Genomic DNA, 16,952 nt, shown 5'->3' with positions numbered 1-16,952 from the left:
CTTTCTGGTCATTCTTCTTCTTTATTAAATTCAAAATGAAATAATTTGAAACGGACAAGAACATATATTTCAGTGTTTTTTTGTGAAATTCTTTTTAATTATACGTATATGAGCAGAAGATACTGGAGAATTGCCCGGAAATCGTTCATAATGCGAATCGAATTAGGCCCATATTGCTAATAGGCTCCTTCTTGTCCATAAAAACCCAGTAAAGGAGGGTATGACCTTATTATGTGAAAAAGTGTTATTAACCTAAAGCAACTAATCGAGTATTTCATATCATAGATTATGGTTATAAAAGATAAGAGGTGAAAGATTAAATGGATGATTTTAAATCAATAAAGGTTGAGAGAATAGAAAATAACGGTAAAAAGGGACTTATTATTCATAATCCAACCAAATTGAAACTAATTGGGAAAGGAAGTCAAGGTGCAGTTTTTCAACTTGATGAAGATCTTTGCGTGAAAATTTATGTCAATCCGAATGCAGCAACTAAAGAGGGGAAAGCACTTGAAGCAGCAATGGAAACTCATGTTGTTCCGAGGTTATATGAAGTCGGACCAAACTATGTAATTATGGAGTATTTAAAAGGTCCCAATCTAAAAGATTATTTGAAAGGAAAGCAGGATATTCCCGAATCGTTTACAGAACAAATCATAATGATTCGAAAGGAACTAAAGAGAGTTGGATTTAGTAGAATCAAGACCTCAATCGGACATTTTGTTGTAACAAAGGGAAATGTGCTGAAAGCAATCGATCATTCAGATGGCCTCACAATGAATGATCCATATAATCCGAAGATGTTTCGTGATCTAAAGAAATTGGGGTTATTGGATACATTCCTGAAACAAGCAAAGAAAATCGATCCTGAATCATATGAAGAATGGCAGAAAAATATTGATTTCAATGCGATATAGGAAAACTATCCGATAGTAGGACAATATGGGGAACTGTCTTCCGAAAAGGCTCGAACCTGTGCAAGTATGGTATACGAATTTCATGATGAATGCATAACAAAACCAATTATGTTGTACAGGCGGAAAAGCTAAAGGAATAAAGTCGATTCTTTCACGTAATGGAGTTCGACTTATTATGATGGAATTCTCTTAGACTATAAAATTTGCGAAATGCGCAGTATGCCTTGTTACTCCCATTCGTAATGTACACGTTCGGAAAGGAGGCGTTTCTCCCAAACAGCAATTGTTAACGTTCGTAAAAGTGCGAACGTTTTGAATCCTGTTTTATTTTTTTAAAAAACGCTAAATGTATTTAGTGCATTGCTCTTCGGTAATATCTATGTAGCGTAGAGTGAAAATGGATGAGAATGATGCAGGATCGGTTGTAGCATGGCAATATCCTTAGCGGCTTTGTAAAACCAATAGCTTATTTTTTTCCGAAAGGTAATGGTTGCCGACATGTTCCGCGCCAACGAACTCTACGGTCTAATTTAGCTGCTGATAGGCCAGGGCTGGATAAAATGGGATGTCGCTTTCTTAAATGGGTATGAGATAGGGCTCTATACGTTTTTCATAAAGTCATAGACCTTCAGGAAGAAATTCGCGATATTCATGTCGCGAATTTTTTCCATTTTGCCTTCATCGTCACGGAGATTTTGTTTTTTGTTTTAACGTCTGGAATCTATGGTGTGGTCAGTAGAAGATGTCCCAAACCCGTAGTCAAGTCTTATATACTGTAACGAATAAAACGACAGTTTTAGGATGAATTACAATTATAGTAAAATTGTATTTTTACAATCGGATAACGATTTTTCCTTTTATAAAGTGTTTTTTTTTAACAAGGTGGGTAAGTTTAACGGCCATACATGACAAACGCTCAGTCATTCAAAGGTGTGTTGAATACTGGTTTATCTATTTAAGATCTCTGTCAAGAAGAACAACAAAGTACTCATGTATGGATTCCTAAATAAAAAGATAGGTCATTTTTTTTCCGAAAATCTCTAATATTGCACCAACCATTTCCCCATTACTCCTAAGACTGTACCGCTCTTTTTGGCTTCTATTACTCTTGAAGAATTAGACTTCGCTTCCAGCAACAATTCTGAGGCGAAAGAAGCTTTAATTTGTAGGACACAACAACTAGTGACTTCTTTGATTACGGTGGATCAATTGTTGTCCCTTCATTGACTAGGAGATAGTTAATAAATTTGTCTAAAGTATATCCATTCCAACATATTTCGTACTCTTAGTTATCAAGCCTGAACATTTTAATTAAGAATGTAGGGGGGGGAATAGACCTCCCCTTTTTATTGTTTTATCAAATATTAGATTAAGAATTAAATTGTAAAAATTCCCCCCCTTAAAAAAACGTGAATACAGTCCATCATTGATGAAAAGTGGAACTAAAAGGTATAAAACCCATATTAATTAGTCACTTAAAACGGGACTTGCGATACCCATTATATTAATCAAAGAAATTGTTGCCTTCGTTTCTGACGGCTGGAGTTTTTCAAAGAAAGAAAAAAGGAAAATCGTCAATGCCGCAAGCCCACATAATGGTTTATCCAATCTGTTTATGTCCATTGCATAAAAAGTGTAAATGTAGTTTTAAATTTGGCACAAACCGACTGGTTGTGACGCCCGGCTACAGCCAGTATGGGATGCTTGCATGTATAGCCTACTGGTCCCTGTTAAATAAAAATGGACTAATTGGGCTACTAACTAGACCGGAAGTTGTCCTGATGCATATAAAGGATTAATGAATGACAAAGGAGGCAGCTTATGAAAATCCGAAAGGCCATTATTCCGGCCGCAGGCCTTGGAACCCGATTTTTGCCTGCAACAAAAGCTCAGGCTAAGGAAATGCTGCCGATTGTTGATAAACCAACGATTCAATATATTGTTGAAGAAGCAGTAGCTTCGGGTATAGAGGAAATTATTATCATAATCGGTAGAGGCAAAAGGTCAATAGAGGATCATTTTGATAAATCCTATGAGTTGGAAGATGCACTTTTAAGAAAAAATCAGCTGGATATTTTAGAGGAAGTTCAGAAAATATCAAGTATGGCAAATATCTATTTTGTCCGACAAAAGGAACCGATGGGATTAGGGCACGCAATTCTCTGTGCTGAAAGCTTCATTGGAAATGAACCTTTTGCTGTTTTGTTAGGAGATGACATCGTTATGTCTAATACACCCTGTCTGAAACAAATCATCAGTGTTTTTGAGTATTGCAACAGTTCCGTCGTAGCTGTTCAGAGTGTACCGGAAAAGGATGTCAGTAAATATGGAATTATTAAGCCAAAAGGGACAATGGTTGAGCCTAACCTTTTTCATATTGATTCTATGGTGGAAAAACCGAAAAGGGAAGAGGCTCCTTCCACATATGCGATAATGGGGCGTTATGTTTTTAGACCTGAGATTTTTGAAACGCTATCAAAGCTTCCGATTGGACATGGTAATGAATTACAACTTACTGATGCCATAAATGAGCTAAATAGGCAGCAGGCCGTATTAGCATATAACTTTGAGGGAAACCGATATGATATTGGTGATAAAGTTGGATTCATTAAAGCAACAATCGACTTTGCTTTACGCAGGGATGATATAAGAGATGAGGTACTTTCTCATATAAGGGATGTAAATAAGAAAGAAAACCTTCAGATTATAAAGAGAGAGCTTGAATAATATGAAAATAGCCGTTTTGGGTACAGGTTATGTCGGGCTTTCCACAGGAGTTTGTTTGTCCGAAATAGGGCATAGTGTCATTTGTATCGATACAGATGAACAGAAAATTAAAAGTTTACGTCAAGGGATTTCTCCAATATATGAACCGGGCATTGAGAGTTTGCTTACTCAAAATGCCGCAGCGGGCAGACTGCTGTTTACAACAAATCATCGAGAGGCGCTAAATGGTGCCGAGATCATCATCATTGCCGTAGGTACACCGCAAATGGAGGATGGGGGAGCAGATTTATCGTATATTGTGCAAGCCGCGAAGGATATTGCCGCGAAACTAATGCAGAGTTCAGTAGTCGTTATAAAGAGTACTGTGCCAGTTGGTACGAATGATTATATTAAAAAAATTATGGAAGAACACTGTAACGAAAGGGTCACCTTTAATATGGTTTCAAATCCTGAATTTTTAAGACAAGGATCGGCCGTTATGGATACGATGAAGGCAGATAGAATCATCATCGGTTCTGAAAATGATGAGGCGGCTAAGAAAGTCCAAGAAATGTATCGTCCGTTAAATGTACCATTTATACTAACCAGTATTAGAAGTGCAGAAATGATTAAGTATGCTTCTAATGCCTTTTTGGCTACTAAGATTAGCTTTATCAATGAAGTTGCCAATTTATGCGGAGTAGTAGGTGCAGATGTTAAAGATGTAGCAAAGGGAATGGGAACAGATAAAAGGATTGGAGAAGCTTTTTTACAGCCAGGTATTGGTTATGGCGGATCTTGTTTTCCAAAGGATGTTAAAGCGTTGCTTCATACTGCAAAGTTAAATGGAGTAGATTTTTCCCTATTAAAAGAAACAGTAGCGATTAATGATTTTCAGCAAGAACTTCTTGTAACGAAAGCGATAAATCGCTTTGGGGATTTAAAAGGGAAAAAAGTTGCAATGCTTGGTCTTGCTTTCAAGCCAGAGACAGACGATATGAGGGAAGCTCCATCCATCAAAATTGCACGTTCTTTAACCAAACTTGGAGCAGAAGTGGTAGCTTATGATCCGGTGGCAATAGACAATGCGAAGAAGATATTAGGGGATACAATTAGATTTGCCAGCTCGGTCCGCGAAGCGACAGTGGGTGCGGATGCTGTATTTATTGTTACCGAATGGAATGAGTTTAAACAATTAGACGTGGACACATTGATGAATAGAATGAGACAACCGATTGTTTTTGATGGCAGAAATTGTCTTGAAGAAGATCGAATCAGAGCGTGCAAGAAAATTGAATATTATCCAATAGGAAGACCAGCAATTGTTATTGATATGACATAAAGAGAAAACATTTACTAACACTTCATTAATCCGAACATGATTCTTTAAAGACATATATTCGGGTCATATTGGCAATACAGCACCTTTGATAGTCCTTGGGTGCTTTTTTATCTTTCTTTAAATGGATGAAATATCTTCATAGATCCATTGTTTGCACAAATAATCTTGTGTCATGGCCCTTACTTCAATCCATCCTTTGTATTAGGCTCTCCGCCATTTAGCTTTACTTTATGTTATTAGTCCATGCGTACCTAAAGAGTCCTGCATAATATACTTGAAAAGGTCCAGGAAATTTGCTTACTATGCATGAAAGGAGATCATTTATTTGCACACAGTTATGCATTTGAATTTAAGAGTCGACCCGACCCAATATATCTCACAGATTCGAGAAGTTCCTGATTATGATTATATCCACATGGTACGACAACCTAAGTATATGATAGATCTTTCCCTTTTGAATGAGAAAGTTCATTATCTCAATGAAATTTTCTCACCGAAAGAATATGTGAAAAGTAATAATATCTCCCTCTTACATGCTCACCATGGTCAATTAGGGATGTTATTACTTCCTTTTAAAGAGGAAACAAACCTTCCGTTGGTAACAAGTATAAGAGGCAGGGATGCAACCCTGGCTAATCAGCCTATTGGCTATCTAGATAACATGAAAAAGCTATTTGATCGAGGTGAGCGTTTTTTTCCAGTTTGTCAGTATTTAGCAGATAGACTAATTGCTTGGGGTTGTCCTTCTGAAAAAATCAGAGTGCTCTATGGGGGCGTAGACCTTAACGAATTCAAATACCGGACTCCACATAAAGGTGACTCTCAAAACATTTTATCCATCGGTAGGTTGGTGGAAAAAAAAGGACATCACATCTTAATGCAAGCATTTCAAAAAATCAGAGGTAAATTTCCAAATGCAACCCTGACGATTATCGGAAGGGGGGAGCTTGAAGAATATCTCATGTCATTGGCAAATCAACTAAATTTAGGAGACTCTTTTCGTTTATTGAATCATCTCCCTAAAGATCAAGTACGAGAACAATTGACCAATGCAGATATATTTTGCGCCGCGAGCTTAGAATCTGCCGATGGCGATGTAGAAGGAATACCTAATACATTAAAAGAAGCTATGGCGATTGGAGTACCAGTGATTTCGACCAATCATGCCGGCATCCCTGAATTAATAACCAATAACAAAGAGGGGGTTTTAGTACAAGAAAACAATGTGGATGAACTGGCAGATGCTCTTGAATTCATGCTAACTAACAGAGAGATGTGGGAAACATATACAATGGCGGCTCGTCAAAAAGTCGAACAAAACTTTAACCTCGCCAATCAGCTTCGACAACAAGCTGAATTTTATGATGAACTTGTAGCCCCTTATAAAGTAAGGAAACAATATGCAGTAACACCTCGCCGAATTGATAAAAAAACCTTTAAGGAGACTCCACAGCCTCAACAGCAAGGTAATGATGGCAACACAATCGTGCCTAGAAAAAAAGTCGATTTAGCTAAAAAAGCCCTTATTTATATGCAACAGCTACAGAAGTTTCCAGAGCTTCAAGAACTTCCACAGCTACAGCAGCTACAACAGTTTCAAAAGCTAAAACGGCAGACTAAAGATAAAGTCAAAGATGAACTTGTAGCATCTAATAAAAAGGACAAAAAAGCGAAGGTTCAACTGAAGGCTCAAGGGAATGATGAAAAAATAGCATCTCGTAAAAATGCAAAAAAGGCTCAAAAAGCCGAAAAGGTCAAAAAAGCCCTTAATAAAATTCAAAATTTTCAACATATGGCCAAAGATGAGCAGTTAGGAGGAGAACATGGAGGATTATAAAACCATTACTGTAACCAAAGGTGAAAAATCTTTGGAAATTCACAATCCGACTACCTATACACTGATTGGAATGGGAGCTCAAGGTGCAGTATTTAAACTTTCAGAAGATAAATGTGTAAAAATCTATTCAGACCCCGTACAAGCGGAAATGGAGGAAGAAGCTCTTAAAGCTGGAAAGCACCTCCCCTTTATGCCAATGGTATATGAAACAGGTCCAAACTATATAGTCATGGAATATTTTAATGCACCAACCTTAAAAGAATATCTGAGAAATTGTACGTATATACCTGATTCTATAGTAAAGAAACTTCTCTATATATTAAAAGAATTAAAACAAGCAAAATTCACCATGATAGATGCCCCCCTACGTCATATTTTTGTCGTTGGTAATGAGGAACTTAAGGTAATTGACCATGTAAATTCCTTTAAAAGGATGCACCCTGTGCCTTTAAAATTATTAAGAGATTTAAATATTATCCTCTTAAAGGAATCGTTCTTAGCCCAAGTGAAACAGCTTGAACCGGACACCTTCAATGAGTGGAAGGATTATTTCAATCAAAATAATTTGGACTTTAGAAACATTCCCGTCCTCTCAGGCGGGTCAGGTAATGGAGTGAAAGTGGATAGCGCTATTACACAAACACTTATTGGAAAAGGGCATCAAGGTGCTGTTTATCGAGTGTCTGAAAACGCATGCGTTAAACTTTACGGGAAAACTGAACATGCAGATCAGGAAAAAATGGTTCTTTTATCAAGTCAAGACTTGCCTTTTATCCCGAAAGTCTTTGAAACAGGACCCAATTATATTTTAATGGAATATCTATTAGGACCAGATTTAAATACGTTTCTAAAAAAACAATCTGCCCTTTCTGAGGACATAACAAGACGATTACTCTATATATTAAAAACAATGGAAAGTTCAGGTTTCAAACAAATTGATGCTCCATTACGGCATATTATCATAACTAAGAATGGTTTTAAATTAGTCGACCATGTGTACTCGTTTTCACGTGAACAAAAAAGGCCTCTCGAGTTATTTAAAGACCTTCGAGAAAGAAATTTTTTAGATACTTTTTTTGAACAGGTGAAGGCGATAGATCCTGATACGTATGCAGAATGGACAAAAACACCAATCCCATTAACTGAAAATGATAATACGCTTATATAGTCGTGGTAATGTAACTGGAAGCTAAGGAAAAAGGGTATTACGCCTATTTTGTTGAGGTTTTAGTTATCACAAAAAAGGAGCATTTTAATAAATCCATGGTGATTATCCTTTCAACGGTTTTTCATTCGTAAATGTTTGTTCATAACGGTTATAAGAGTGGAAAACTCATAGGTCATATATAGAGAAAAAGGATATCATGTCATTCGAAATTACGAATAAAACGTAGGTATCTTCATAATGAAGATGTTGATGTTGAGTTTGCTTCCTCTTAATATCCGTCATAATGAACTTTGTTCTGTTGCTGTAAAGGGTCGAGGTCAAAAGTATAAATATATAATTAATGCTTACACAGTGATCCGAAAAGGTGTCAAAATCCTATTGTAATAGAAAGGATTGGAATTATTGTTATGAACATTTTAGTAACAGGGGCTGCAGGATTCATCGGTTTCCATTTATCAAAACGTTTATTAAGCCTAGGTTTCAAAGTTATAGGAGTAGACAATATTAATGATTATTATGATGTTATTTTAAAAAACAATCGACTCAAGATATTAAAAGAAAACCCTGATTTTAAATTTCACAATTTGGATTTGTCCAATAAAGAAAAATTAAATCAATTATTTAAAGACAGGACCATTGATATAGTCATCAACTTAGCAGCTCAAGCGGGAGTACGTTATAGCATAGAAAACCCTGATTCTTATGTTAAGTCCAACCTGGTTGGATTTGTAAATATATTAGAGGTCTGTCGACATAATAATGTGAAGCACTTAATTTATGCATCATCCAGTTCTGTATATGGTGCAAATACAAAAATCCCCTTCTCAACCAAAGACCCCGTGGATCATCCAGTAAGTTTATATGCTGCCACTAAAAAGTCGAATGAATTAATGGCTCATACTTATAGTCATTTATATAATATTCCAACCACAGGACTCCGTTTCTTTACTGTGTATGGTCCATGGGGGAGGCCAGATATGGCTTATTATTCTTTTACTAAAAATATTATTGAAGAGAAAACAATTAAGGTTTTTAATAATGGAGATATGAGAAGAGACTTTACTTATATTGATGATATTGTTGAAGGAATAATCCGGCTACTTGATAAGCCGCCGGTTTATAATATTGGATGGGATCGAGCTTGCCCTGACCCAAGTTCAAGCTATGCCCCATACAAAGTTTATAATATTGGTAACAATAAGCCGATAAAATTAATGGATTTCATTATCACATTAGAGAAACTAATTGGAAAAAAGGCAAAAATAGAATTCTTACCGATGCAACTGGGAGATGTTAAGGAGACATATGCTGATATTGCCGATTTGCATGCTGATGTGGGGTTCTATCCTTCAACAACAATAGAAGAAGGTTTAACTCATTTTGTGAATTGGTACAAAAATTATAATAAATAAGAAAAAAAGAAGCAGTGAATTTTAATAAGTGCGGTTTTAGTGAATAAAAAATAATGATGGAATTTCTGTTTGGAGTCAAAAAGGTATAAAAAATTTCAAACACCTCAACTTAAAAGAAAAACAAAGATAAGGTAATAGTGTCGGGCCTTGAGAAGAAATAATTCGGAATAGGTCAAGTTTCAAAATTGTGAAAACCATCAAACGATCCGCCTTCAAATATAGCTTCATTGACACCATTTGTTTTTTAAATCCTTGAGTTGGTATGAAAGGCCAATTAACGAATGCCATTAATGAAATGCTGAAAATTAAAAAATGTCCATGTGAAAACGATAAATGGAGACACATTCGGTTTAAGGAGATTTAAAGTATGCATGGCAATACAGTTCAATATAAATAAAAATATTTTGTGTAAAAATCCAAAATCTAATAAAAAAGAGAAGGGTAAATTATATGCATGCAAAAAGATTAATTAAAAATTTGGAAGTTAATAAAAGGAGAAAGTAATTTGAACCCTGAAAATATGAAAACACCATTGGAAGTTCTTAAGAAGCATATAGATTTTCTCATGAAGTCCTTTACATGCAATTCTACAAAAAATCCTCTATTCAAATTAAATCCTCTGTTTAAAAATAATTTTATAGTTTGTTCTGAAGACCTGCCATACAAAGACAGTTATAAAGCTGATTCCATTTTCACTCATGAATATCACAAGCAAGTGAAACAAATTGGAGAACAAGGAAAGATAAAAAAAATAGATAATTATCAAGAACTATCGGTTTTAGCAGAACGCGAGAAGAGAAATATGAATTTCTTGTTAAAGGGACTGAGGCATGATGAAAACCATTGCTTATTTTGTAAGTGAAAACATTAAAACACACCAACGTTTTATATATAATCAAATCGTAAAAATAAGTAACTATCGCTCAATCGTAATCGGCCCATTCGAAGATACCAACCATACAGAATTCCCCTTTAAAAACTACTATAATTTAAACAAGATTAAAGATCTAGAAAAATTCTTCAAAGAACAAGAAATCATAGCCATTCATGCTCATCACGGAAAACATGGACAAGAAATTTTGCCTGTTTGTGAAAAATATAATATCCCATTAATCGTTAGCATTAGAGGGCGCGATGGTTCTGACAGACCAGAAATTTTCAAGAAAAATGCCCAGCGATATTCATCATTAATTAAACATGGTGCACACTTTTTTCCTGTTTGCCAATATCTTGCACAAGGATTAAGAACTTTAGGAATTCCGGACGATAAAATTCATGTGTTATATGGTGGTATCGAATTGGATCTTTTCGCCTATTCTACCCCCAAACTACCTAAAGAAGGCGAAATAAGAGTTTTGTCTGTAGGTAGACTTGTAGACAAAAAAGGATTTATCACTCTTATAAAAGCATTTAAACGGATTTATTCACAATATCCAAATGCTAGACTGCATATTATCGGAGCAGGTGAAGATGAGAATAAAATTAAATCGGTCATTACAGAATTTAACCTTAAAGATGCTGTGGTTATTAGAGGAGCTATGAATTCAAAACAAGTTTCGAACGAATTAAAAAAAGCTCATATCTTTTGCCTTGCAAGTCAGACTGCTAAAAATGGTGATATTGAAGGCATTCCTAATGCCTTAAAAGAAGCAATGGCTAGCGGGTTACCTGTCGTTTCTACTCAACATGCGGGTATCCCTGAATTAATTGAACACCAGAAAACAGGATACCTGGCTCCAGAAAAAAATGATATTGAGTTAGCGAAAGGCATACAATTCTTTTTAGAACATCCAGAGGTTTGGAACGATTATACGGAAAGAGCACGGAAAGTCATTGAAGAAAAATTTGATATCAATAAACAAATTATGGAGCAACAAAGATTATATTCACTCGTTAATACAACGGAAAAGGAAACGGAAAAGGAAAAGGAAAAGGAAAAGGAAAAAGAAAAGGAAACGGAAAAGGAAAAGGAAAAGGAAAAAGAAAAGGAAAAAGAAAAGGAAAAGGAAAAGGAAAAGGAAAAGGAAAAGGAAAAGGAAAAGGAAAAAGAAAAGGAAACGGAAACGGAAAAGGAAAGGAAAACGGAAAAGGAAAAGGAAAGGAAAACGGAAAAGGAAAAGGAAAGGAAAACGGAAAAGAACAAGAAAAAGGAGAAGGAGAAGAAAAAGAAAAAGAAAAAGGAAAAGGAAAAGAAAAAATGAATCAAGGAAGGAAAACTTAAAAAAAGTTACAAGAAAACAAGCTGGATACCCAATAGTTGTTAGATAAAGGGCGTGCCATGGGCTATATTGAGGATTTACGAAGCTTGTAGGGAAATGCAAGTGATTTTAATATGGGCAATAGTATTAATATTCAATCCACTTGTACAGATTTCATTACAATTTCGAACAGATACAAAAGTATAGAGATTACCACCAAAAGATATGGATTCTGATATCAAAAGAAATTTGTAATTATTCCAGATTTCGCAACTGAATTTTTGCTAAACCAGCCGTATTTTCGATCATATTAAAAAGCAGTAAAGAAGAATAAATGACCTCTTTCCAAAGTATTGGTTGGGAATATGAATAAATCGTAACCAACATCTTTGGAGGGAGGAGATTTGCAGATTCAACAACTCGTTGCAAAAGAGGTACTAAAGGAAGATAAAAAAATAATATCGGAATGGGTGCTATGGGAACGATGGCTTTTTAAATTTCATACTCAATTCGACTCCTACAATGTGTACTAAGATCAAGGAGTAAAGAAATGCCAAACAAAGCAAAGTTGGAAGGAGCTGTATTTTAATGAGCTGGAAGCATTCGTATACTATTTGGACAAGTTACCCCCATTTAAATCATGAAATGCGTTTATTGCTTGAAGAAATGAAGGATGATGAAATAGTACTTGAAGACGCCTTTTATAAAAATTTGGAATTTGGGACGGGTGGTATGCGAGGGGAAATGGGTCCAGGTACTAATAGGATGAACATTTATACAGTGCGAAAGGCGACTGCAGGACTTGCTGAGTATATTCAATCGTTTGGAAACGAGGCAAAATCGAGAGGAGTCGTAATTGCTTACGATTCAAGACATAAGTCTCACGAATTTGCATTGGAAGCAGCCAGGACTTTGGCAACAATGGGAATTAAAGCTTATTTATTTGATGAATTACGGCCTACCCCCCAGCTCTCTTTTTCCGTACGTAAGCTGGGTGCATTTGCCGGTATCGTCATTACAGCAAGCCATAATCCCCCTGAATATAATGGGTATAAAGTGTACGGATCAGACGGGGCACAGCTACCTCCTGAAGCGGCGGATCAAGTCATTAATTACGTGAACGCGATTGAAAGTGAGCTTTCCATTGTAGTTGAGGAAGAAGAAATCCTAGAGGACAGAGGACTCATTCAAATCATCGGGAAGGAGCTGGATACTGCTTATAATGAGCAATTGCTCACTATTCCGGAAAATCCAAAGTTAGCAGATGAGATCGATGTAAAGCTCGTGTTTACACCGCTTCATGGTACAGCCAATCAAGCAGTAAAACGTGCTTTGCATGATCTAGGATATCGAAATGTCCATATTGTTAAAGAACAGGAAATGCCCGATGCTAACTTTCCTACCGTTAAAGTCCCTAATCCAGAGGAACATGCTGCTTTTGAATTGGCCATTGCGCTTGGAAACCGCGTCGACGCTGATTTATTGATTGCCATCGATCCGGATGCGGATAGGCTCGGAATTAGCGTGAAAAATAATGCTGGAGATTATATCGTATTAACAGGCAATCAAACCGGCGCTCTCTTTTTGGATTATTTAATTTCACAAAAACAAAAGAAAGGGACTCTTGCTGGAAATGGAGTCGTATTAAAGACCATCGTGACTTCAGAAATAGGAAGGGCGATTTCAGAGCAAAATGGTTTAAAAACAGTAGATGTTTTAACTGGATTTAAATTCATTGCTGAAAAAATCAATGAATACCACACAAGTGGAGAACATTCTTTCCTGTTTGGTTATGAAGAAAGCTATGGATACCTAATCAAAGATTTTGCTCGAGATAAGGATGCCATACAGGCTACCGTTCTGGCAGTGGAAGTCTGTGCCTATTACAAAAAGCAAGGCAAAACGATGTACGAAGGTTTAATGGATGTTTTCGATAAATATGGATATTACTTGGAAGGTTTGCAATCGTTGACTTTAAAAGGAATTGAAGGTGCCAGGCAAATTGAAGCGATTCTAAATGAATTCCGTGAAAATCCACCAGATCAAATCTCTGATCTTCAAGTAGTGGTTCGAGAGGATTATCTAAGCAGGAAAAAATACATGTTTGCGTCAAATAGGGAAGAGGCAATCAAGCTCCCAAAATCGAACGTATTAAAATACTTTCTTGAAGATGGCACATGGGTATGTTTACGACCTTCGGGAACAGAGCCTAAAATTAAATTTTATTTCGGTGTTAAAGGAAGCTCGATGAAGGAAGCGAAAGGGAAATTATCCATCGTTATGAAAGACTTTATGAGAAGTATCGATAAAATGCTTTAAAGAAGGACTCTCATTCAGAGGGTCTCCTTAAAAAACTAGGGTTCGCATTCATTAAGTAAAGAAATGCGGACCCTTTTTTGTCTATCATTAGATTAGTACTCTTTCTAAATCTAGTACCACAGCCTATTGGAGTCATAATTACCCTACTGGAATCAAGATTCCCGGTAGGCCGTCCTTAGGCCTTTCGGCGTTGAATAGGGTCCATAACCCAACATGGGTTGGGTTTGAGGTTGTGCATGGTAGGTTAAAAGGGGCTGATGCTGATATTTATTACTATTCGACACTAATTGGAATAATGAGCATATAATATACTATTCCAATCCAATTTTCCAAATCCCCCTATTTAGTAGCCTTGCTGATACCGTATGACGTTACGTAGTACAGTTGTACAGGCCCTAGGATGGGCCTTATGAAAGGTGCTAAATGGGGAGGGTTTTTAAAAAGGTTCCTTATTTGCGCTCTTGGTGAGACCATTCCCGAAGAGATAAGTCAAATAAGAAAATAAACTTTAAAGAAGAAGTCATAAAACATGAAACTAGAACATTTAACATCATACATAAATCGACATTCCAACAAAAGAAACTCCCCATATTTAACTCTGTCATATTATTGTTATAAAGATATATTTTAAGCGTGCATACCACCCCGACTGGTTCCTTCCTGGAGACTTGCCTAAATTACTAAAGTTTCTTACCTAGTGGTGATGCACATTGCTCTTTTTACTCTCTACGGAGCCTAATTTGATATTTGATCAAGTACCTTTTTAATTTTAATAGTAATCCACCCAGCATCCAAGACTTCTATTTTTAGATCAGGGACTCCTTTCATGTGCCGAGCGTTAACAACTAAAAATTCCATTTCGAAAGCATTAATAAAGTTCATGAAAGGTTTCTAAAACTACGGCTGTGCTTATATATGGTTGCTGTGATGATTGAAAACAGCGTATAAAACTTAAAATCATAGAATAAGTATTAGAAGTGAAACGGTGCATTGTTAATTATTTTTTTCATCTTCTATTCGTTTTATCTCCAACATTCTTCCTTTTTAGGGAATAGACGTTTTTTCGAATAAAAAAATTTCATTCTCATGAACTTTTTTAAAGACCTTAAATTTCTTTCCTGCTTATAAAAATATTCGAAGGTGAGTGAATATGAAAAATATAATAAAAAGAAAAATGATAAAAATACTTAGTGGAAACAAGGAAACTAGATTAACCGTTCAAGTTGCAGATACTCAAAGAAAAAGAGAAATGGGCTTAATGTTTGTTGGGAAATTACCCGAAAATGAAGGGATGTTATTTGTGTTTTCAGAAGAAGTATATGGTGGGTTTTGGATGAAAAACACATTAATTCCTTTATCTATTGCTTTTCTTGACTCAGCTAGGAAAATTCTAAAAATACTTGATATGGAGCCTTGTAAAGAGTATATATGCCCTACCTATGATCCAGAAATAGCATATCATTATGCAATTGAAGTGAATCTTGGATGGTTTGAAAAGAACCATATTAAAGTAGGGGATTATGTTTTGCTTGGTTGAATCATATCACCTCACCTTTAGTTCTGTGAGGTTAGTTTTAAATGGATACATATGTTAGTGAATAAAAAAAGTTGCTTTACTTTATTACCAGAAGCTGCTCAGCGGCTCCTCTTCTTATACAATTAGAGAGGCAGGTTACTTGAATGAGGACTATTTATATTTAGATCATAATAAGGGTAAAATAAACCAAAATGATTGTAAGAGGTGTTAGTTTGAAACAAATTGTTTTGGGCATATTTATAATCTTAACTTTTGTCATTTCCCCTATTCAAATAAATGCAACAACTATGCCTTGTAGTATGGTATTGGAACCAATTGATAAAAAGCTTACAAATTCAAAAGGAACAGCATTAATTTATAAAGTGCAGTTGCGCCCACCAAGTTTTGCACGAACTAATGTAAGTATTCTTGGAGTACACCTTCCAGAACCATCTTCATATGGGAATTACGATAGCTATGAAGGTTTTGCTTTTATACCAGAGGAAATTAGTTGGCGTTTCAGGCTTTATCCTACTGCAGAAAAAGATAGTCCAACTTGGGCTGGAAGATTTGATGAAATTACAGCGAAAATGGAAAATGTAGAAGTGCAGGTGCGCCTTTCTAATTCAAATACTGAAAAATTGGGACCCAGTATATTAAGTAGTAATATCAAAAACTGTAGGTAGCTATGGACCAGCTGGTGCTTTCGTATTCTAAGGTCAACCAGTAAAATTACTTATTGACCTTTTTTAATAGAATCTATTTTATCAGTAGACAGGGTAGGACATACGGAGGCGTAAGACTTAATCCGTTAAAGTAAATTGTCGACCGAAACATGTTTGAGGCTAGTTGGGACTTAAGGGGTTGGAACCGAACTTTCCTTAACTTTTGAAGTGGCAGAATGGTCAAACAGCTCATTCAGCATAAAGAAGTATTTAGTTGATACACATGAGGAAAAGGCCAGCTACCGGAAAGAATAGAGTTATTCTCGCTTATGGAAGGTAAAATAGAAACGTATATTCCGACCTTGAAGGATGTTTCGGATGGGAATACCTCAAATTTTAACTTGCGTATAAAAGGGATGATTTAATATTAAGCGGGTTTCGATTAGGTAATTAATTCTAATAGAATGAAAGGATCAGGAAAATTAGAAGGAAAAACTTTCCTCATTAATCATTTGCTTCATTGGATTTACGTACTTTTAAAGAGGAAAAAATGTTCCTGGAACTTTTGCCCGATTAACTGACACATAGAAAAACCCTTCCGAAAAGGTTTTGGAGGGCTATTGGCATGGCCAAAAATAGTAGATCATATGGGAAATAAGATTTTAGAGAAAGATATTGACATCTTATTAGCTGGTTGGTCCTATAAGAAGAATGGAAAATGATCAAACTTTTTTATAAAAAAATATCATTCATTCGAATACGGTTAAGAGCATGTTTTGAATCAATCCTTTTTCAAAACATGCTCTAGCAAGATTTTTTGTATTAATTTTAATTTGATGCCACTTTGTTTCAAAACCACAATAACATTTCTC

General features: G+C 35.8%; 11 protein-coding genes. All 11 read left to right on the top strand.

Translation table 11 applies throughout. From position 1 onward, the window contains the following. Positions 1–320 precede the first annotated feature (320 nt). Positions 321–917, top strand: coding sequence for a serine/threonine protein kinase (locus tag JNUCC41_RS22385; RefSeq protein ID WP_192204908.1), 597 nt, complete (start codon positions 321–323; stop codon positions 915–917). 1,821 nt (positions 918–2,738) lie between these two features. Further along, positions 2,739–3,644, top strand: coding sequence for a UTP--glucose-1-phosphate uridylyltransferase GalU (gene galU / locus JNUCC41_RS22380; protein WP_192204907.1), 906 nt, complete (start codon positions 2,739–2,741; stop codon positions 3,642–3,644). A 1-nt stretch (position 3,645) separates the two neighbouring features. Further along, positions 3,646–4,965 (top strand): UDP-glucose dehydrogenase family protein, encoded by a 1,320-nt coding sequence (locus tag JNUCC41_RS22375; RefSeq protein ID WP_192204906.1) that lies wholly within the window; start codon positions 3,646–3,648, stop codon positions 4,963–4,965. Between the two features lie 325 nt (positions 4,966–5,290). Next, on the top strand, positions 5,291–6,802 hold the full coding sequence (locus JNUCC41_RS22370) for a glycosyltransferase (RefSeq protein WP_192204905.1): 1,512 nt from the start codon (positions 5,291–5,293) through the stop codon (positions 6,800–6,802). After that, the gene (locus JNUCC41_RS22365; RefSeq protein WP_192204904.1) at positions 6,789–7,970 is read left to right on the top strand and encodes a hypothetical protein; all 1,182 of its coding nucleotides are present in this window, start codon (positions 6,789–6,791) and stop codon (positions 7,968–7,970) included. The genes JNUCC41_RS22370 and JNUCC41_RS22365 overlap by 14 nt, the downstream gene beginning before the upstream one ends. A 407-nt stretch (positions 7,971–8,377) precedes the next feature. After that, complete coding sequence (locus JNUCC41_RS22360) at positions 8,378–9,382, top strand: NAD-dependent epimerase (RefSeq protein ID WP_192204903.1); 1,005 nt, start codon at positions 8,378–8,380, stop codon at positions 9,380–9,382. A gap of 505 nt (positions 9,383–9,887) precedes the next feature. Next, on the top strand, positions 9,888–10,244 hold the full coding sequence (locus JNUCC41_RS22355; protein WP_192204902.1) for a hypothetical protein: 357 nt from the start codon (positions 9,888–9,890) through the stop codon (positions 10,242–10,244). Then, complete coding sequence (locus tag JNUCC41_RS22350; RefSeq protein ID WP_192204901.1) at positions 10,213–11,583, top strand: glycosyltransferase; 1,371 nt, start codon at positions 10,213–10,215, stop codon at positions 11,581–11,583. Before JNUCC41_RS22355 ends, JNUCC41_RS22350 begins: the two co-directional genes overlap by 32 nt. 585 nt (positions 11,584–12,168) lie before the next feature. Then, complete coding sequence (locus JNUCC41_RS22345; RefSeq protein ID WP_192204900.1) at positions 12,169–13,899, top strand: phospho-sugar mutase; 1,731 nt, start codon at positions 12,169–12,171, stop codon at positions 13,897–13,899. A gap of 1,150 nt (positions 13,900–15,049) precedes the next feature. Continuing rightward, the gene (locus tag JNUCC41_RS22340; RefSeq protein WP_192204899.1) at positions 15,050–15,436 is read left to right on the top strand and encodes a DUF192 domain-containing protein; all 387 of its coding nucleotides are present in this window, start codon (positions 15,050–15,052) and stop codon (positions 15,434–15,436) included. Between the two features lie 212 nt (positions 15,437–15,648). Further along, the gene (locus JNUCC41_RS22335) at positions 15,649–16,101 is read left to right on the top strand and encodes a YoqH family protein (RefSeq protein ID WP_192204898.1); all 453 of its coding nucleotides are present in this window, start codon (positions 15,649–15,651) and stop codon (positions 16,099–16,101) included. Positions 16,102–16,952: the final 851 nt, after the last annotated feature.

Origin of the sequence: Brevibacillus sp. JNUCC-41 (genome assembly GCF_014844095.1) — a bacterium.
Taxonomy (GTDB): Bacteria; Bacillota; Bacilli; order Bacillales; family DSM-1321; genus Peribacillus; species Peribacillus aracenensis.
This window is presented reverse-complemented; position numbering and strand designations above follow the sequence as displayed.

What these genes read in the sequence shown, in the direction of transcription:
- galU (WP_192204907.1), top strand. Translation starts at nt 2,739, where the DNA reads ATGAAAATCCGAAAGGCCATTATTCCGGCCGCAGGCCTTGGAACCCGA.
- JNUCC41_RS22385 (WP_192204908.1), top strand. Translation starts at nt 321, where the DNA reads ATGGATGATTTTAAATCAATAAAGGTTGAGAGAATAGAAAATAACGGT.
- JNUCC41_RS22350 (WP_192204901.1), top strand. Translation starts at nt 10,213, where the DNA reads ATGATGAAAACCATTGCTTATTTTGTAAGTGAAAACATTAAAACACAC.
- JNUCC41_RS22340 (WP_192204899.1), top strand. Translation starts at nt 15,050, where the DNA reads ATGAAAAATATAATAAAAAGAAAAATGATAAAAATACTTAGTGGAAAC.
- JNUCC41_RS22360 (WP_192204903.1), top strand. Translation starts at nt 8,378, where the DNA reads ATGAACATTTTAGTAACAGGGGCTGCAGGATTCATCGGTTTCCATTTA.
- JNUCC41_RS22345 (WP_192204900.1), top strand. Translation starts at nt 12,169, where the DNA reads ATGAGCTGGAAGCATTCGTATACTATTTGGACAAGTTACCCCCATTTA.
- JNUCC41_RS22375 (WP_192204906.1), top strand. Translation starts at nt 3,646, where the DNA reads ATGAAAATAGCCGTTTTGGGTACAGGTTATGTCGGGCTTTCCACAGGA.
- JNUCC41_RS22365 (WP_192204904.1), top strand. Translation starts at nt 6,789, where the DNA reads ATGGAGGATTATAAAACCATTACTGTAACCAAAGGTGAAAAATCTTTG.